The organism is Microbulbifer sp. GL-2 (genome assembly GCF_007183175.1).
GTDB lineage: Bacteria > Pseudomonadota > Gammaproteobacteria > Pseudomonadales > Cellvibrionaceae > Microbulbifer.
Genome location: NZ_AP019807.1, coordinates 1,284,683 through 1,303,528, shown reverse-complemented (window position 1 = coordinate 1,303,528; position 18,846 = coordinate 1,284,683). Strand labels below are relative to the sequence as shown.

14 protein-coding genes are annotated in these 18,846 nt (G+C 55.5%); 6 read left to right on the top strand and 8 right to left on the bottom strand.

Annotated features, from left to right (window positions below):
• Nucleotides 1–30: 30 nt before the first annotated feature.
• From GL2_RS05580 to gshB, 8 genes are all read right to left on the bottom strand, one after another.
• Nucleotides 31–1,281: a heme biosynthesis HemY N-terminal domain-containing protein gene (locus GL2_RS05580; protein WP_143729669.1), complete on the bottom strand. Its 1,251-nt coding sequence runs from the start codon at nt 1,279–1,281 to the stop codon at nt 31–33.
• Nucleotides 1,278–2,657, bottom strand: coding sequence for a uroporphyrinogen-III C-methyltransferase (locus tag GL2_RS05575; RefSeq protein WP_143729668.1), 1,380 nt, complete (start codon nt 2,655–2,657; stop codon nt 1,278–1,280). The genes GL2_RS05580 and GL2_RS05575 overlap by 4 nt, the downstream gene beginning before the upstream one ends.
• Before the next feature lie 24 nt (nt 2,658–2,681).
• The gene (locus tag GL2_RS05570; protein ID WP_143729667.1) at nt 2,682–3,452 is read right to left on the bottom strand and encodes a uroporphyrinogen-III synthase; all 771 of its coding nucleotides are present in this window, start codon (nt 3,450–3,452) and stop codon (nt 2,682–2,684) included.
• Nucleotides 3,453–3,465: 13 nt separating this feature from the next.
• A complete protein-coding gene (hemC, locus tag GL2_RS05565) occupies nt 3,466–4,383 on the bottom strand; it encodes a hydroxymethylbilane synthase (protein WP_143729666.1) in 918 nt (305 codons plus the stop codon).
• A 93-nt stretch (nt 4,384–4,476) separates the two neighbouring features.
• Complete coding sequence (gene ruvX / locus GL2_RS05560; RefSeq protein ID WP_143729665.1) at nt 4,477–4,899, bottom strand: Holliday junction resolvase RuvX; 423 nt, start codon at nt 4,897–4,899, stop codon at nt 4,477–4,479.
• A gap of 62 nt (nt 4,900–4,961) precedes the next feature.
• Entirely contained in the window at nt 4,962–5,546 is a 585-nt protein-coding gene (locus tag GL2_RS05555) for a YqgE/AlgH family protein (protein WP_143729664.1), read from the bottom strand.
• A gap of 34 nt (nt 5,547–5,580) precedes the next feature.
• On the bottom strand, nt 5,581–6,489 hold the full coding sequence (locus tag GL2_RS05550) for an energy transducer TonB (protein ID WP_143729663.1): 909 nt from the start codon (nt 6,487–6,489) through the stop codon (nt 5,581–5,583).
• Nucleotides 6,490–6,597: 108 nt separating this feature from the next.
• Complete coding sequence (gene gshB / locus GL2_RS05545) at nt 6,598–7,554, bottom strand: glutathione synthase (RefSeq protein ID WP_143729662.1); 957 nt, start codon at nt 7,552–7,554, stop codon at nt 6,598–6,600.
• Between the two features lie 350 nt (nt 7,555–7,904).
• Between gshB and pilG the strand changes: the two genes are divergently transcribed.
• From pilG to GL2_RS05515, 6 genes are all read left to right on the top strand, one after another.
• Complete coding sequence (pilG, locus tag GL2_RS05540; protein WP_020413651.1) at nt 7,905–8,300, top strand: twitching motility response regulator PilG; 396 nt, start codon at nt 7,905–7,907, stop codon at nt 8,298–8,300.
• 240 nt (nt 8,301–8,540) lie between these two features.
• Entirely contained in the window at nt 8,541–8,903 is a 363-nt protein-coding gene (gene pilH, locus GL2_RS05535; RefSeq protein ID WP_143729661.1) for a twitching motility response regulator PilH, read from the top strand.
• A 16-nt stretch (nt 8,904–8,919) separates the two neighbouring features.
• Nucleotides 8,920–9,459 carry a chemotaxis protein CheW gene (locus tag GL2_RS05530; RefSeq protein ID WP_143729660.1) on the top strand — a complete coding sequence of 180 codons (540 nt, stop codon included), beginning with the start codon at nt 8,920–8,922 and terminating at the stop codon, nt 9,457–9,459.
• 164 nt (nt 9,460–9,623) lie between these two features.
• The gene (locus GL2_RS05525; protein ID WP_143729659.1) at nt 9,624–11,765 is read left to right on the top strand and encodes a methyl-accepting chemotaxis protein; all 2,142 of its coding nucleotides are present in this window, start codon (nt 9,624–9,626) and stop codon (nt 11,763–11,765) included.
• 136 nt (nt 11,766–11,901) lie between these two features.
• Nucleotides 11,902–18,210 carry an Hpt domain-containing protein gene (locus tag GL2_RS05520; protein WP_370452119.1) on the top strand — a complete coding sequence of 2,103 codons (6,309 nt, stop codon included), beginning with the start codon at nt 11,902–11,904 and terminating at the stop codon, nt 18,208–18,210.
• A 45-nt stretch (nt 18,211–18,255) separates the two neighbouring features.
• Nucleotides 18,256–18,738 (top strand): chemotaxis protein CheW, encoded by a 483-nt coding sequence (locus GL2_RS05515; RefSeq protein WP_143729658.1) that lies wholly within the window; start codon nt 18,256–18,258, stop codon nt 18,736–18,738.
• Nucleotides 18,739–18,846 lie beyond the last annotated feature (108 nt).

The window sequence follows — 18,846 nt, the reverse complement described above, 5'->3', positions numbered from 1 at the left end:
GGCCCGGGCACGGGCCCACAAGGGCGAGAGTCAGGCGTGGACGCCAAGCAGGGGCTTGTCCTGACTAGGCATTGGTAGTTGCGGTAAATCTTTGACTGACTGCATCAGCCCCTCTTGGAAAAGCCGTGCAGCTTTCTCTTTTTCCCCCAGTGCCTGGAACAGGCGGGCGAGTTCGGCAGAAGTGACCGGGTCCTGGCGCAACAGAAGACTCTTCTCGAAATATTGCTGGGCTTTGCCCCAGAGTTCATTGCGCATGCTCAGGCGGCCGAGGCAGGTGAGCAGGTCTGCACTTTCACCATACTCCTTGAGCCAGCCTTCGGCATTGGAGACCTGTGCGCTGGCATCGGCCCCGGTCAGACAGCCATACAGCTCAGCCAGTTTGGGGTCCCATTCCCGATTAAGCAGCCAGCGCAGATGCTTTTCCGCCTCGGTATCGTCACCGATCTGGTGCAACAGCCGCGCATATTGGCTGCGCAACCCAATATTTCGCTGCCAGCGTCCGTTCAGGCCGTGCCAGACTTTCTGCAGTTTTTCACTGTCATTGCGGCTGGCGGCCTCAACTAGTTGGTGCTGGTAGACTTCCAGCTCCAGTTGCTGCAGTTCTTCGTCACGTATATTGGCACTCTTTTCCAGCTCTGGCAGTAGTTCTCGAAGGCTGCTCCAATCACCCAGGGAATAGTAGGCTTGCCTGAGCAGCTGCAGCAAGGCCGGATGCCTGGGCTCCAGCTGTTTGGCCCGCTTAAGGCTGGCGATACACTGTTCATAATGCTTGTCTTGCAACTGCATTCGAGCCTGGCTTAGAGCCACTGCGAGGCGGGTATCCTCACCACAGGCTTCGGCTTTCGCCAATAGCTCATTGGCCTCCTCGCGAAACCCCAGCTCAAAGGCACTGCGCGCAGCAGCCAGGTAATTGATCAGTGGTGCCTCGGAGCGCGGTGCGCTCTTCAGTAGCTGCCGCCGGGCGCGAGACCAGTTGCCCTCCATAAACTCCACTAAGCCGCTGGTGAGGCGCCGACGCGCGATACGCTGGCGACCGAAGCGCAGGCGGTCGACACTGCCACGCACTGCACGAAACAGACTGCGGGCCAGCCAGACCAGTAAAAACAGTGCGAGTAAAATAGCCACCAACGCGACTATGGCGAACCAGAGGTTCATCTCATAGCCTTTGTTTACTGCACCGCCAAAGCCGATTACCAGGTACCCAGGGTAATTATGATTGATTTGCGGCAGCAGAGCGCCAAGTAACAGTAGGGCTATAGCAATAAAAAGAATTTTTCTCACTGGGCTGTCTCCCCCGGTGAAGTATCGCTCCGACCGGAGGTTTTGTGCAGGCGCTCAATATAATTGTACAGTGCCAGCTGTGAGGCGTTCAGGTCGGGCATTTTTGCCTGGATGGGCTGCTTGCTTAATTCAGCCAGCTGCTCGGCCAGTGCGTTGCGCTGAGCATTGGCTGTGCCGTAAGTCAGCAGCAGTTCGCGAGCGCTGTCGAGAGCATCTTTGTAGACAGTTGAGTCACCGCGCAACAGGGCCAGCTGCGCTTGCTCCATGTTTAAACGCAAAGTCTGGCGAAAGCGTGTTTCACTCTGTGGAGAGAGCATAACCGGGTTTATGTCGCCATCAATGGGGCGAACCGAGTCACGCAGGAAGGCGGTAAACCGCTGCCAGCTGTGCTCCCAGGGTGTTTGCTCTTCCTGTACCGGCTCTGCTTGTGATTCCTCCGTTTGGGACTGAACCATGTCAAATTCCGGTTGTATGCTGGCTTGAATCAGTTGATCTTCCAATGCGCGCAGGCGAAGGTAAAGCCCCTCGCGGTCAACATTCTCCACCAATTTTAGAGCGGTAATATCCTCAGCCAGCTGCTGACGTACGCCATATAAATCCGGCAGATTTACCTGACGCAGAATCGTATCGACCTTCTCCACCAAACCCAGAGCGGCGCGGCTGTTGTCTTCCAGCATCAGACGCTGGTTGGCCATACGCAGCAGGTAATCGGCTTCAGCCAGTTGCCAGTCCTGGCGGCTGACATTGCCCAGTTCACTTAAGCGGTTGCCCTGTGCGGTGATACTGCGCTGCATACCAGCCAGCTGTTGTTTCAGCTCCGCAATAATGCTTGCCTGTGACTGAATCTGATTGCGAAGGTTCGCATCGGTCTGTTGTAACTGATTGAGCTGTTGACTCGGGGGGGGAGTTGTAGGTTGGTGGGGTGCCTGTACTGTCGACTTTGCGATGGTATGCCCTGGCTTCTGTTCAGGTTCCTGTTCTGGCACTTGGGTATTTGTCGCTGATTGGGGCGACTCATCACCTGTTGAGGTGAGGAAGCCCAGCTGAGTATTGATGCTATTGCGCATCTGTGGCCAGCTGAACCAGGCAAAAGCAATCAGGGCGATGAGCAGCAGGATAAACACCAACCACCACCAGTAGCCGCCACTCGATTTACTGACTAAAGGCCTGTTTTCAGCGGCCGCGGCAAAGTTGCTTTTGCCCTTCGCCTTGTCCGCGTCTCCAGTGGTAGGCGCGACGTTTTTGGTAGAGGCGTTGTCCTTGGATTTATCGTTAGTCATGGGCATGGCGGCGTAGCTGGAAATTGTCGTCGAATTATAGCGAGTGGCGCTGAGCTTAATAGCTGAGGTGGCGCCGTTTTGAGATTTTTTACCCAATAGGGCTGGAAATCTGACTGTAATTCAGCACAGTGCCCTATGCATTGCTTCCAGCATAGCGCTGTCGCTGGCATTCAGAGCGGGGTAGACAAGAGGGAAGCCCAAGTCCTTTGCTTGCTTCGCAACCCGTTGGCTGGGACAGATAATCGCTGCCTGACGCAATCGCATCAGAGAGGATTGTTCAATACACAAGGACAGGTTTGTCAGGGTCTCACCACTGTGAACACTGATAGCGTCCACTGTGGCGTGGTATTTTTTCAGGTGGTCTGCGGCATCGGGAGGTAGGGTGCGTTGGTACAACTCACAGTAATCTACATGGGCACCGCGTTCGCGTAGAGTGTTGCCGATCAAGGTACGCCCACCTGAGCCGCGGAATATCAGGATGCGTCGGTCATCCACCTGTTGTAAAGAAGGCAGGTTGAGCAAATCCTCCGAGTTCATATGCGCGTCGCTATGCTCACATTGGACACCGCGAGCGCTTAGTGCATTGGCGGTGGCAGCGCCAATAGCGTAATAGCGCGGCCCCAGGGGAAGCTGCGGCCAATAGCCTTCCAGCCAGTCCATACCGTAACGAACGGCATTTTGCGAGACGAAAATTGCCTCTTCTACCTGATCGAAATCGAGAATCCGGTTTTTGATAGCCTGCTGTGCTTCGGGCGCCTCGAGGGGCGCAATGGCCAGCATGGGGATATTGTCGACCTGGGCGCCCTTTGCGCGCAGGAGTACGCACCAGCTTGTCGATTGGTGTACCGGGCGCGTGGTTAATATGCGTTTGCCGCGCAGCGATTCGGACATCTTGGAGTGGGTCTCAGAGAGCGTCGAGAATCTTGTCGGCGCCGTCGGCCAGCAGCTGCTCTGCCAGCTGGGTGCCGAGGGTTTTACCATCAGCGGCGGCACCGCGACACTCTGCACGAATCATGGTTACTCCGTCCGGGCTACCGACCAGGCCGCGCAGCCACAGGTTCTCACCTTGCAGTTCTGCATAGCAGCCAATCGGTACCTGGCAGCCGCCGTTCAGGCGCTTGACCAGGGCGCGTTCAGCGCTGAGGCGGGCGGCAGTTTCGGTGCAATGCAAGGGACGCAGCAGGGTATCCAACTCGCTGTCGCTGCGGGCCTCAATTCCTACGGCGCCCTGGCCGCCGGCAGGCAGCAATACATCAGTGGGCAGGAAACTGCGGATGCGCTCACGCATTTTCAGGCGCAATAGGCCGGCAGCTGCAAGGATAATTGCATCGTATTCACCTGCATCCAGTTTGGCCAGGCGGGTATTGACGTTTCCGCGCAGGAACTTGACCTGCAAATCCGGGCGTTGATCAAGCAACTGGCATTGGCGACGCAGACTAGACGTGCCCACTACGGCGCCCTGGGGCAGCTCTTCAAAACTGGCGTATTGGTTGCTGACAAAGGCATCGCGGGGATCTTCACGTTCACAGATGATTGGCAGATGCAGCCCCTCGGGAAACTCCATTGGTACATCTTTCATTGAGTGCACGGCAATGTCCGCACGCCCTTCCAGCATGGCCACTTCCAGTTCTTTCACGAAGAGCCCCTTTCCGCCAACTTTGGTGAGGGGAATATCCAGTACCTGGTCGCCGCGGCTAGTCATGGGCAGCAGCTCAATCTGAAGTTTTGGGTGTGCCTGCTGCAGGCGGTCCTTGACGTAGTTGGCTTGCCAGAGGGCCAAGGCGCTCTCGCGCGTGGCGATGCGGATGCGGGTAATGGGCATACTGCTCGATCACTTGGTTGAGTGGGAAAGCAATTCTACCAGACCGGGACCCACAGTGGTTTTTGCAAGCCGCGGCCAAAACGGTGGCAATTGTTAATCCCGTGCCCGCAACCAATCCTCGAGGATAATGCGCGCGGCGATGGAGTCCACCGGGTTGTCGGCGTAACTGCCGCGATGGCCGCGTTCGGCGGCCTCTTCTTTAGCGGCGCGAGTGCTGAGGCGCTCATCAATCATCTCCACCGGCAGGCCGGTGCGCCCATGAAGGCGTTGGCCAAACTTACGCGCGCGCGCGCCAAATTCACTTTCACTGCCATCCATATTCAGTGGGAGGCCCACCAGCAAAAAGTGGGGTTGCCACTCCTCAATCAGGCGCTGGACTTTGTCCCAGTCCGGTTTACCGTCCTTCGCTGGCAGGGGAGGGAGCTCTGTGGCACTGGCGGTAAGGCTCTGGCCAAAAGCGAGACCAATAGAGCGGGTGCCAAAATCGAAGGCGAGTGCAGTAACAGGTTTACTCATAAATCGGGCAATTTGAATTGTGGGTGTTCAACGCGAAAGAGGCGTTTACCTTGTGGAAGTGATTATGCGTGTCCGGCCTGTGAACCCAGTCCAGAGAGGTCAATACCATGGCGAGCGGCAGCGCTTTGCCAGCGTTTTTCCACTGGCGTTGCAAACAGGATCTCCGGTTCAGCTGGGAGGGTCAACCAGGCATTTTCAGATAGCTCTTGTTCCAACTGTCCGGGCCCCCAGCCGGCATAGCCCAAGGCCAGCAACACATCATCGGGGCCTCGCCCCGCAGCGAGGGACTCGAGAATATCCTTGGAGGCAGTGAGGCTGATTTCGGTATTGATTTCGCTGGTCGAGTCAAACTGTACACCAGCGCCGTGCAGAACAAAGCCCTGCTCTGTAGACATGGGGCCACCTAGCAATACTGTTTCATCGCCGCGCAGGCTGGAGTCTTCCAGGGATAGCTGCTCGAACACTTCTTTCCAATGAACCTTACTGGGGGCGTTGATTACTATGCCCATGGCGCCCTCCTCACTGTGTTCGACAATCAGGGCCACGGTCTGCTTGAAACGCGGGTCCTCCATGCCAGGCATGGCCAGGAGGAATTGGCCACGCAGGCTGCCGTGGGTCAGGTCACTGTCGATGTTCGAGTTGGGCATAGCTTGATTCTAGTTGCCTGAGTGAAACGCAAGTTTAGCCGCGCTTGGGTAGCTCACCTGCGGAAGTAGAAAACCCGGTCATCTCGAAACGCCAGGTGCGAATGATTTCCAGGCGGTCAACTTCTTTACGGATTTCCGCGGGGAAGGGGGCGAAGGGGGCTGCCAAACGAACGATCTGCTGTGCGGCATCGTCGAGGATGCGCTCGCCAGAGGATTCGAGAATCACCACCTCTTCCACAGCGCCAGTGGGTAGCAGGCGCACCATCATGCGCAGGCTACCGGTAATCTGCCGCTGAAGGGCTTCCTCGGGGAAGTTATCACTGCCGATGGCCTCCACTTTCTGGCGCCAATCGTGTAGGTAGGCTGCGTCGGCAGAAGCTTTAGTCGCCACCGAGGTGAGTCGGCGCACCCGTGGTCGCTGGGCGATAGTCTGGCGGAGTTTATCCAGGCGGGCCTGCAGGCTGGCGATCTCTGGGTTGGTCTGGGCCAAATCGCTGGGAGCATCGCCGCGCTTTTCCTCGGAGAATTTGTCCTCGGCGGGGAGTTCAGGTGCCTGCAGTGGACTTTTGCCAATAGTGGTGACTAATTGCCGGCGCTGGTCTGCCGGACGTGCAGCCTGTTGTTGTGGCAACGGATTCACATTATGAATTTGCGTATCGGCAAATTCCGCGCGGCGGTTACTCGAGAGCTCCCTGGGGGTGTCGGCGGTGCCGCTGGCCTGTTGATTATGTTGTGCCAGGTAGTCGGCGTCTTCCGGCGCCTGTGCTGAGTGATGCTGGGCCAGGGTAACTTCCAGGGTGGGGGCCGCCTGGCGCCCCTCAGGCGCGGCGAAAGCCACGCCAAAAATTACCAGCGCGTGGATGGCGCCGGCGAGAAATAGCGTGAACACAAAACGCTCGCGCTGAGCTGCGTTAAATGGCGTCGTGTTGGCGGTGGAGTTCATTGTCTGTTATCGGTTACTGCTATTTATTGCCGAGCGCTTCGCTCGGCTTTCCGCCCGGCCCGTTCATCGGCAAACAGCCTGGGTATAAATTAAAACTAGACGCCCAGTTTAACTCTTTTGTGCCAGGCGATGTGTGATGGCGCTCATCAGTCGCGCACCAATATCGGTGTTATAGGCCGCATCAATTTCACGGACACAAGTGGGGCTGGTGACATTGATCTCTGTGAGGTATTCCCCAATAACATCGAGACCAACAAACAACAATCCTTTTTCTTTGAGAGTGGGAGCGACCTGCTCCACGATCCAGCGATCGTGATCAGTCAACGGGCGTGCTTCGCCGCGGCCGCCAGCGGCCAGGTTGCCGCGGGTTTCCCCTGCTTCAGGAATCCGTGCCAGGCAATAGGGCACAGCCTCGCCATCGACAACCAGGATACGTTTGTCGCCATCTTTGATTTCGGGAATATAGCGCTGCGCCATAATCTGCTGGCGTCCATGTCCAGTAAGCATTTCCAGTATTGCGCCGAGATTGGCGCCGTCTGGTTTGCAATGAAAAATACCGGCGCCACCCATGCCATCCAATGGTTTGAAGATTACGTCTTGATGAGTTTTGTGAAATTCTCGCAGCCTGCGCATATCTCTACTGACCAGCACTGGCGGGCAGCATTGTGGGAAAGTGGTTGCGAAAATTTTCTCGTTACAATCGCGCAGGGATTGCGGATTGTTTACCACCAGTGAGCCTTCGCGTTCTGCGGCCTCGAGAATGTAAGTGGAATAAATGTACTCGTTATCGAAAGGTGGGTCGACACGCATCAAAATCGTGTCAAGCTCGCCCAAAAGCATTTCCCTGGGGTCATCCAGAGAAAACCAATGCTCAGCATCATCAAATACCTTGAGTGGCTGGGCCCTGCCAACGGCTCGCCCATTGTCCAGGTACAAATCTGTCTGTTCAAAATAAAACAGTTGGAATCCGCTGTCTTGTGCGGCCTGTAACAGTGCAAGTGTCGTATCTTTTTTAAAATTGATCTGGGCGATGGGGTCCATCACCACACCGAGGGAGTAATTCATATGGGCTTCCATATTTGATGGGATATTTTATCCCGCGCCGCGGTTGTTGTGGCTTTTATATAAACGCCACTCCCAACTTGTAGGATGGATAAGGTAAAAGCAGCCTCGCCAAGGTGCAACCTTTTAACACGATCCAATGGGTGGGAGTGCAAAGTGGTGATAATTTGAACTGCGTCGCTAGGGGTATGTCGACTCTGGTAGATTCACTTTGGGTTCTGTGATAAAAGTTCCACCCAGTGTGCGATCTTGGCTAAGCGAGACACCCAGACCCCATAAGCGGTTCAAATAAGGGTGCAGGAAAAATTTTTCGCGTGCCCGAAAATAAGTAAACAGGGGATTCAAAAAAGACTATGGAGCTTAACTGGGAAAGTCTGACTGTAATGGTGATTGATGACAGTAAGACAATTCGCCGCACTGCCGAGACGCTGCTGCAAAAGGCGGGTTGCACCGTTGTCACTGCAACCGACGGTTTCGATGCATTGGCAAAAATTGCGGACTCCCGTCCGGATGTCATTTTTGTCGATATTATGATGCCTCGCCTGGATGGCTACCAAACCTGCGCACTGATTAAAAATAACAGTGAATTTCGTTCCACCCCTGTTGTAATGCTGTCGAGTAAGGATGGTTTGTTCGATAAGGCAAAAGGACGCGTGGTTGGCTGCGATCAATATTTGACCAAGCCTTTTAGTAAAAGCGAACTTTTGGGCGCAATATCCGCCCACGCTAAACCGCATCATGCGGCTTGAAGCGGATCTATAAAAAAGAATAAGGCTCCCCCGGGAGCCACTGACCTGCCACAGGCGGGAATTTTAAATTGGGGACGCACAGATCTCATCGTCTAACCGGATGTGAGAAATGTTGTAGTCGGGCAGTGAATTGGTAGTAAGTGCAAACTTGGCACATGCTAGCAAAGATAATGACAACAAAACCGCCAAGTGCTGTCGTTGTTGCTCAATTGCCGATTAGAAGATGTCATGGGGGAAATGATGGCAAGAGTATTAATAGTTGATGACTCTCCTACCGAAACACACAAGCTGACCACGATTCTGGAAAAGAATGGTCACGCAGTAATTACTGCACCGAATGGTGAGAATGGTGTGGATGTGGCGCGCACACAGCGCCCGGATTTAATCCTGATGGATATTGTGATGCCGGGCCTGAACGGCTTCCAGGCCACTCGCCAGTTGAGTAAAGACGGCGGTACCGCAGGAATTCCAATCATTATCGTTACCACAAAAGATCAGGATACAGACCGCGTCTGGGGTATGCGTCAGGGTGCTAAAGCCTATCTGACCAAGCCTGTGGATGAGGGCAAACTGTTGAGTGCTATTGAGGAGGTGTTGGCCTGACGGTCAGCTGCTCAAAGTGCAGTCACAAACACCTTATCTAGCTCTTGTTGATATCGCGCGGCGCGCTAAAGCGCAGGCTACTGGTCTGCCTGGCCGCCAGGAAATTAAGCCGTACTGGACCGGTATCGGCTTCTCTCTTTTAGGCCATAACTTTGTCGCCTCAATGGACGATGTTGTGGAACTGCTCGAAGTGCCGCAGTACACCTTTATTCCAGGGGTAGAGCCCTGGGTAAAAGGGGTTTCCAATGTACGTGGCCGCCTGTTGCCCCTGATTGATCTCGCCGCTTTTTACGGTGGCCACCTCACTGGACCGCGTCAGCAACGCCGGGTTTTGGTGCTGGAACGGGATAAAACCTATGTGGGGTTGATTGTCGATGGGTTGCATGGAATGCAGCACCTGGCATTTGAATATGCCCGTGAGGCACCAACAGATTTGATTGAGCCGTTTGCACCGATGGTGCACGGTCAATTTATTTTACAGAAGGACCGGTGGTTGGTGTTCGATATGCGGGCTCTGATTAATGATTCCCGCTTTATGGACGCAGCTGTCCATTAAAAACCCAATCTGATTATTTCCGGTACTTCGATGTTTGGAGTATCGGGAGTGACCCGCAAGCGGTGCAGGGATGTCCGTACTGACTGAGGGCCATTGTCGTTAAAGCGTTAAAAGTAAAAGTAGTATTAAACCGGCCTCATACTAGGGCCCGCTAGGAGTAAACTATGAAAACAGGCTCCCAGAGTTCCTTTTCCGCGCTGCGCAGTAATCCTGCCGCGTTGGGTTTGGGTCTGCTGGTACTCGCCGTACTGGCGGGACTGATTGTCAGTATTTATTTGGTGCAGACCCGCAGTGACCGCGATAAGGAATACCTGCAACAAGTTGCAGAATTGCGTGCACTTTCCTATCAGGTGGTTTCTTACGCACCTGCGGCCACTTCCGGCGACGATGAGGCATTTGCCGAGCTTGAGAAAGTCTCCGCACAAATGGCTACTGCCTGGAACCAGCTGCAGGGTATGGATAAGGGTAGCCGCAAGGCGCTTGATGCTGAACTTGCTACCTACGGCACTGTTTGGCGCAAACTGCGCGAACAGGTGGACACCATTATCGGTAACAAGGAAACCATTATCTTCCTGAATGATGTTGCCACGACCCTGAGTGCTTCGCTTCCCGAACTGCAGGCCGAGCACAACAACATCGTAGAGATCCTGCTTGCGAATAACGCCCCGGCCAATCAGGTGGAACAGGCGCAGTTACAGGTATGGCGTGCGGAACGTATCGGGCGAAATATCGACAAGATGCTGCAGGGTGGTGAAGATGCTGAGTCGGCTGCTGACCAGTTCAATACAGATGCCAGCCTGTTCGGTAAAGTCGTAGATGGTATGAAAAGCGGCGATGTGGTGATGGGCATCTCCCGCGTTACCGATGAAGAAGCTCGCCGCTCCCTTGATGAGATTACTGAGCTGTTCGAGTTTGTAAGCTCTTCTGTACGTGAGATCTTTGAAGCGACCCCGGCCCTGTTTGCTACACGACAGGCCTCAGATGGCATTATCGCCTCGTCGCCGCAGTTGCTCGAAGCCCTGAGTACCCTGAACGACCGTATCGTAAACCTTGCGGATGAACGTCAGCCTAACAACATGACCATTACCATCCTCGCAGCGGCATTCGTGCTTCTGATCTTCGCGATGATGGGAATGGCCTTCTCTGGTACCCGCCGCAGCCTGTTGCAGGAATCGGATACCAACGAGCGTAACCAGCAGGCTATTATGCAGCTGCTGGATGAGCTGGCAGACCTCGCAGATGGTGACTTGACCACCTCGGCTACGGTAACCGAGGCTTTCACCGGTGCGATTGCCGACTCGATCAACTTCACCATTGACCAGTTACGCGTACTGGTTTCCCGAATTAACGGCGCCGCGCAGGAAGTATCCGGCCTGTCCCAGGAAACCCAGCAGACTGCACTTCACCTCGCCGAGGCCTCGGAGCACCAGGCGCAAGAAATTGCCGGAGCTTCCGCGGCTGTGAATGAGATGGCGGTGACGATTGACCAGGTATCTGCCAATGCCTCTGAATCAGCCCAGGTAGCAGAGCGCTCGGTACATATTGCGAGCAACGGCGCCAAGGTGGTACAGAACACCATTAAAGGCATGGATAATATCCGCGAGCAGATCCAAGATACCTCCAAGCGAATCAAGCGACTGGGTGAGTCCTCCCAGGAGATCGGTGATATCGTAAGCTTGATTAATGATATTGCCGACCAGACCAATATTCTGGCCTTGAACGCTGCCATCCAGGCGAGCATGGCCGGTGATGCCGGCCGTGGCTTCGCGGTGGTTGCGGATGAGGTACAGCGACTTGCGGAACGTTCCGCCGCTGCGACCAAACAGATTGAAGGCCTGGTAAAGGCGATTCAGTCCGATACCAATGAGGCGGTAATCTCTATGGAGCAAACCACCACTGAGGTGGTACGTGGTGCCCGTCTGGCACAGGACGCCGGTGTTGCCCTGGAGGAGATCGAGAGCGTATCCAGCAATTTGGCCTCTTTGATTCAGAACATCTCCAACGCTGCCCGCCAGCAGGCCTCCTCTGCGGGTCACATTTCCAACACGATGAACGTTATTCAGGAAATTACCTCGCAGACTTCCGCTGGTACTCAGGCTACCGCCCAATCCATTGGTAACCTGGCACAAACCGCTAGTGCACTGCGTGAATCCGTTGCCGGCTTCAAGCTGCCGCAAGAGGAGAGCGTCGAGACAAATAGCGAACTGTACGATGTGGAACTGCCGGAGATGGATGCGGAGACTTTCACTATCGATAGCGAAGAATCCAATTCCTTGGAGTCCCGCGAAGACCGGGCTCTGGCCTAACCCACAAAATAGAGCCCGGTAACCAAGTGGTCACTGGGCGCAAAGGGGCGCACGGAGTACTTTCCAAAAATCCGCGAACCCAGGTTCGCATTGGGGTATAGCGCCTGCGTAGAGAATGAATTATTGGGGACTTGGCGTGAGTCACGACAATCCGAACTTCATGGCCCTGGATTGGCTGATAGGTGAAATTAACGAGACTCTGGCGCAGGCGCGTCAGTTTCTCGAGACTTTTGCTACGGATCCGGAAGCGGGTGCAACACTGTTGCAAAACAGTTTGTCCCTGGTTCACCAGGTGCATGGCAGCTTGCATATGGCTCAACTCAGCGGCGCAGCAATGCTTGCCGAAGAGATGGAGCAACTGGTGCAGGCTCTCGCCAGCGGTGGTGTTGAAAATACCGACGAGACGCGTGAATTCCTTATGCGTGCCCTGTTGGAGTTGCCACTCTACCTGGAGAAAGTCTCCTTCCAGCGCCGCGACAACGCGGTCTTGCTGTTGCCCCTGCTCAATGATTTGCGCGCGGTACGCCGCGAGCGCCTTATTACTGAAGGCGCACTTTTCTCTCCGGACCTGTCCTCCCTTGATCGCACTGTTGGCAAGCGCCAGCCGCTGACCAGCGACGCTACGCGTTTACAGGACCTGGTGACCAAGCTGCGCAAGATGTACCACGTCGCTGCCGCCGGCCTCATCCGGGATGTAAACAGCGGTGAGAGCCTTGCTTATCTGAATAAAATCGTCGAGAAAATGCAGCTGCTGTATAGCGGCAGCCGGCGCCAGTCCCAGTGGGAAGTGCTGCTGGCTATATTTGAGGCGCTCGGCGAACATCGTATCAATGTACAACCGGCCCTGCGCCACCTGCTACGCAGGGTTGATGTGGAATTCCGCCTGTTACAGGGCCGCGGTGCCAAGGTATTGGATGCACGCCTCGACGGGGGCTTCCTGCGCAACCTGCTGTTCTATGTTTACCTGGCGGGTCCCAGTGGCCCGCGCTGCCAGGAGCTGTACCAGAGATTTGCTCTGGACAAGGCAGTGCCAGGCACTCCGCGGCCCGATACCGAGGATGTACTGGCCATGGGCCCAGAAGCCCTCGGCACTGCGATTACAGCATTAAGAGAGGAGCTACAGCTGGTTCGCGAGGCACTGGAGCCGAGTGGTGCTGCGAGCGAACAGCCGCCGTTGAGTGAGACTGCCGCAGTGGCCAAGCGAGTCGCGGATACCCTTGGCGTTCTGGGGCTGGAGCCACAGCGCGGCCGCGCCCGCGGTATCTATGAATACCTGCGTGATGCCTCGCGCGGCGCGGATGTTGAAGAGTACTTGCTACGCGCTGCCGGTGAGCTGGTTCAGCTCGACTCGGCCCTGGCTGCCACTGTCGATCGCAATAAGCAGGTCGATGATGATCAGCCGATTATGGGAGATGCCACCGATTCAGTACTGCGCGAGGCGCGCCTAGGTCTGGAGGCAGTTAAAGAGGCGGTAATGGAATATGTCGCCAGCCATTGGGATATCAGTTACCTGAGTCGGGTCCCCCAGCGCCTGCAGGAAGTTTGCGGCGGTCTGGAAATGGTTGGCTATCAGCGCGCGGGCGAAATCATTGCCTGCTGCAACCGCTATATCAATCAGGCTTTGATTGAGCAGGCCGAGCAGCCCGAATGGCGCATGCTCGATACTCTGGCCGATGCGATAACCAGTGTTGAGTATTACCTGGAGCGCCGCTCTGAAGGGCTGGAAGATACTGAAATGCTGCTGGCACTGGCCGAAGACAGTGTTGCCAATCTGGGTTTTGCACCTGAGGTTACAGAAGTCGAGGCTCTGAAAGAGGTTACTCCTCAAACTGAGGCGCCCCAGACCGAGGTGTTGAGTGAGGGGGATGGCTTTGATCTGTTTGATCCCGAATTCGCGGTTAACGCGGAAGCGGGCAGTGAACTGACGGATCATCTAGCTGTTGCCGTTGAATCGACGGGGACTGAGAAAGAGGTCTCTGTAGAAATGGGTGGTGGCGCTGAGGCTGCCCAGACCGCTGTCGAGGAAGAAATTACTGGCGCCGCTGCCCAAGAGGACGGTGGGTTCTCAGATGTCGGGGAAAATGCCGAAGCTGAAACTGTTGTTGCAATAGGGGTGGAACACCCTGTCGTAGAACCTCAGGCAGTGGCTGAGCTATCTGACTCGAAAGAAGAGCAGATCGAGGAGCCGGTACAGGCCCAGGTTCTGGTCGATGATAGTGAAAGCCTGATCGATGATGAGATTATTGAAATCTTCCTCGAAGAGGCCAGTGAAGTCATTGCGCATATTGGCAACTATTTCCCTGAGTGGGCAGCTAACTTCGCCAATATGGATGCCCTGGTGGAATTCCGGCGCGGTTTCCATACCCTCAAGGGCTCCGGCCGGATGGTGGAGGCGCTGGATATCGGTGAATTGGCCTGGTCAGTAGAGAATATGCTGAATAGGGTCATCGATGACAGCGTCAAACCACAGCAGGCCCATGTACTCCTGATTGAACAGGTGTTCGATAAGCTGCCCTCTATGGTTGAGGCTTTCCGTCTCGGCAGTGGGGACCCAGACCAGTCATTGACTCTGCAATTACAGGCCTGGGCTGAACAGCTCAGTCAGGGGCAAGTTCCGGAAGAGCTGTTGGCGCAAGAGGCTGTCGCGACTTCGACGAGCGATATTGTTGAAGAAGATAGTAGTGATGACCGTGCGCAGCTGTGGGAGATCTTCGCTCAGGAAGCTGAGACACACCTGGTTGTTGTGGATAATTTCCTCGCTGAAATGCGCGCAGCGGCTCCCGTTTATGGGGTACCCAGTGACCCATTGCACCGAGCTCTGCACACGCTGAAGGGTTCTGCCCATATGGCGGAAGTGAAGGTGGTCGCCGAGATGATGGCGCCGCTGGAACGCTTTGCGAAAGAGCTGCGTATTTATCAGGTGCCGATCGATGCGGATATCTTCGAGCTAATCGGTGACGGCGCCAGCTATGTGCGCCAGGTGTTGGCACTGATTCGTGCGACGGAGCCCTTGCAGATAGAAAAGTCAGAGCAATTTGTCGCCCGTGTAGCGGAGTTGCAGGAGCGCTCTGTCGGTCATCTGATTCGTGAGCGTGAAGCTAATGAGCCCAGGGCGGTAGATCCGCAACTGCTTGCGGTGTTGATGGCCGATGGCATGCGTGTCCTGTTGGATGCGGACCAGATGCTTAACCAGTGGCGAGCAAATCCCACTGATAAGTCCCAGGTCAACGAAGTTGCAGAAGAGCTGAATGTGTTGCAAGAGGCGGCCAGTCGCGCGCAGCTTCCGACATTAGCCGAGCTGGCGCAGTTGTTATTGGAAGTTTACCGCAAGGTGTTGGCTGGCAAACTTGAGGAAGAGCCGGCACTTTGGGCATCCCTGGAACAGGGGCACAACGAGCTGCTCGACCTGGTAGATGCTGTTGCGGCTGCCCAGGACCTGCCGGAAGTCAGTGAGGCGGTAGAAGAGGCGCTGCGTTACCTGGCCGAGGGCGAGGCAAATACCCAGGCCGGTGAGGAAGATTACGACCTGAGCGAGCTGGGTATTGAAGCCCAGGAGCTGGACTCTGTTGTGGCCTTGGGTGGAGAGCCTGAGCCAGTGGCTGTTGCACTGGAGGTTACCGAGCCCGTACTCGAAGTAGAGTTTGGGCCTGAGCAGCCTGCAGAGGTCATCGAATCCGACAGTTTGATCGAAGTGACTGAGTCGGTAGAGGTGAAGGCGGCGGAAATGGCCGAACCTACACTGGACGACCTATACCTGGCACTCTCTGAAACACCAGCCGATAGCATCGTTGAAAAAGTTATCGAAGGGCAGCCTGAATTTGTTTCTCAGGATGCTTCCCAGGTGAAGATAAGAGAGGAGGAGCCGGTATTATCAACACCTCCGTCAGTCGAGCCCAGTATTGTTCACAGCGAGGAGCAGATTGCTGAACAGCAGCGTCTGCTGGCCGACATCGATCCAGATGTGGTCGATGTCTTTATGGAAGAGGCCGGCGAGCTGAGCGACGAGCTGGAAGAGCTGATCCAGAGCTGGGAGGATGCGCCGGAAAGCCGTCAACAGGCGGAAGCATTGAAGCGGGTGCTGCACACCTTTAAAGGCGGAGCACGTATGGCCGGCTTGATGGGGCTAGGTGAGGTTGCCCACCGATTCGAAACTGTAATTGAGGGGATGCGTGACAATTCCCGGCCCTCGGCTGCATTTTTTGCCGATGCCCACGGTATCCACGACCGAATTGCCGATGGTGTTGAAACTGTACGCGCCTGGATGGCGGGTGAGCAGCTGGAAGCCTTCGTTCAACTGATCAGTACCGACTGGGCGGATCAGAAACTGGCATCGACTGTTGCTATGGAGGTTTCCGCCAGCGAATTAACCTCTCATGAGGCGTCCTTAGAAGCCGTTTCGCTTGAGGGCCAGACAGAGATTGCAACAGAAGAGCTGGCGCCCGTGGCGGAAACAGGTGAGTACCTCTCTAATCTGTCAGTTGAAACGCCTGCGCAGCTACCGGAGCCGATAGAAAGCCAGGAAACTGGCAATGTACTGCCGTTTATACGCAAGCCCGGCAATGCGGATACTGAAGTGGTGGCACCTACACGCAATCAGCCGCAGGAGATGGTACGTGTCGCCGCCGAACTGTTGGAAGAGCTGGTAAACCTTGCCGGTGAGACCGCTATTTCACGCGGTCGTCTCGAAGAACAGATGAGTGAGTTCGGCCTGGCACTCGATGAGATGGATGTGACTCTGCTGCGTCTCAATGAACAGCTGCGTCGTCTGGACCGTGAGACCGAGGCACAAATTCTGTTCCGCCAGGAGCAGCTGGCAGAGCAGGATGGCGACTTTGATCCTTTGGAGATGGACCGCTATTCATCCATCCAGCAGTTGTCCCGCTCATTGCTGGAATCCACCTCTGACTTGATGGAGCTGCGCTCAACCCTCAATAACAAAGCGCGGGATACTGAGACTTTGCTGCTGCAACAGTCGAGGGTAAATACCGAATTGCAGGAAGGCCTGATGCGCAGCCGCATGGTGCCCTTCTCCCGACTGGTGCCGCGCCTGCGCCGTATTGTGCGTCAGGTGAGTGCGGAGCTCGGCAAGCAAGTGGAACTGGTGTTCTCCAATGTGGAAGGTGAACTGGACCGATCCATGCTTGAACGCATGGTGGCACCACTGGAGCATATGCTGCGTAATGCGGTGGACCACGGTATAGAGATGCCGGAGGAGCGACTCGCAGCAGGTAAGAGCGAGCGTGGCCGTATTGATGTGGCCCTTGCCCGGGAAGGCAGTGAGGTGATCCTGACAATCCGCGATGATGGTGCTGGCGTCAACCTGATCAGAGTGCGGGAAAAGGCCGTGGAAAGTGGCCTTATGCGCCCGGATGCGGAGCTTTCCAACAATGAGATACTTCAGTTTATCCTGCAGGCGGGCTTTACCACTGCGGAAAAAGTAACGCAAATTTCCGGTCGCGGTGTAGGTATGGACGTCGTTTCCGCCGAACTCAAGCTGATCGGTGGCAATGTACATATCAATTCCGAGGCGGGAAGCGGCACAGAATTTGTTGTGAGGTTGCCATTTACCGTATCAGTTAACCGTGCACTGATGGTTAAAATTGGCGAGGATCTTTTCGCTCTGCCACTCAATACCATCGAGGGTATTGTGCGACTCAGCCCCTTCGAGCTGGAGCATTACTACCGTTCAGGGGACGCCCGCTTCGAGTATGCCGGTGAACTTTATGCAGTGAATTACTTTGGCACCCTGCTGAAGTCCGGCGCCCAACCCAAGCTCAGTGTCGATGATATGCAGTTGCCAGTATTACTGGTGCGCTCCGAGGGGCATGCCATGGCCCTGCAGGTAGATGCTATCCGCGGCAGCCGGGAGATCGTGGTAAAGAGCTTGGGCCCTCAATTTGCCGGGGTGCAGGGAGTTTCCGGGGCCACTGTAACCGGTGATGGCACTGTGGTGGTGATTCTCGATGCCCACGCTCTGCTGCGTCGTCAGGCGACTCAGCTGGCGCGCCCAGAGTTGCCACAACTGCAACTTCAGACCGAGCCGCAACCGGGGCCGGAAGATCGCCAGCAAACTGTAATGGTGGTGGACGATTCGGTAACGGTGCGCAAGGTAACCACACGCTTCCTTGAGCGCGAGGGTTATCTGGTCAGTACTGCTAAAGACGGCCAGGATGCAGTAATCCAACTACAGGATAAGATCCCCGATTTGATCCTGCTGGATATCGAAATGCCGCGCATGGACGGCTTTGAGGTTGCACGTCATATCCGTTCCAGCAGCCGTTTGCGAGATATCCCCATCGTCATGATTACCTCGCGTACCGGCAGCAAGCACCGCGATCACGCCATGTCACTTGGGGTTAACCACTATCTGGGCAAGCCTTACCAGGAAGACGTATTGTTAGAGGCTATTCGCGAATATGCCGGTGCTACCGCTGTGGGTAGCTGAAGCAAATTGGAACTGGATTGAAAGACTACAGATAAGAGATAGGCAATGAGTGAAGTTGAAGCGCTGTCGGTAGATGTTCCTCAAGAGGTGAGCAGTCTGCTGCTGCCTCTGCAGCAGGGGCAGATGCTGGTGCCGGTGGACAGCCTCTCTGAGGTCATCGCAATGCAGACACCAGTGGCTGTTTACGATGCCCCTGAGTGGTACCTCGGAGACCTGATTTGGCGTGAACTGAGGTTGCCACTGTTGTCTTTTGATGTGATGCGCGGTGAGGCTCTTGGGGGAACTTCTGAGAATGGACGTATCGCAGTACTCAGTTCTGGTAACCCCGATGGCGATCTGCCGTATTTTGCCCTTATCCTCCAAGGTACACCGCGCCTGGTACGGGTGACCCCAGAGGAGCTGGCACTGCGTGAGCAGACGCTGAATCCTGGTGAGTTGATGCACGTTGCACTGTCTGGTGAGGAAGCTGTTATTCCCGATCTGCAGGGATTAGAGCGGGCTTGCCTCAAGTACCGAGAGTTCGATTGAGGCTCGCTCAAGAGTAAAGGCCGCGATTTTTAGCATGGAGCTAAGACAAAAAGGAAAAGGGGCCAAGTGGCCCCTTTTTTTGAAGTATTAAATTACTCCTGGACGTTG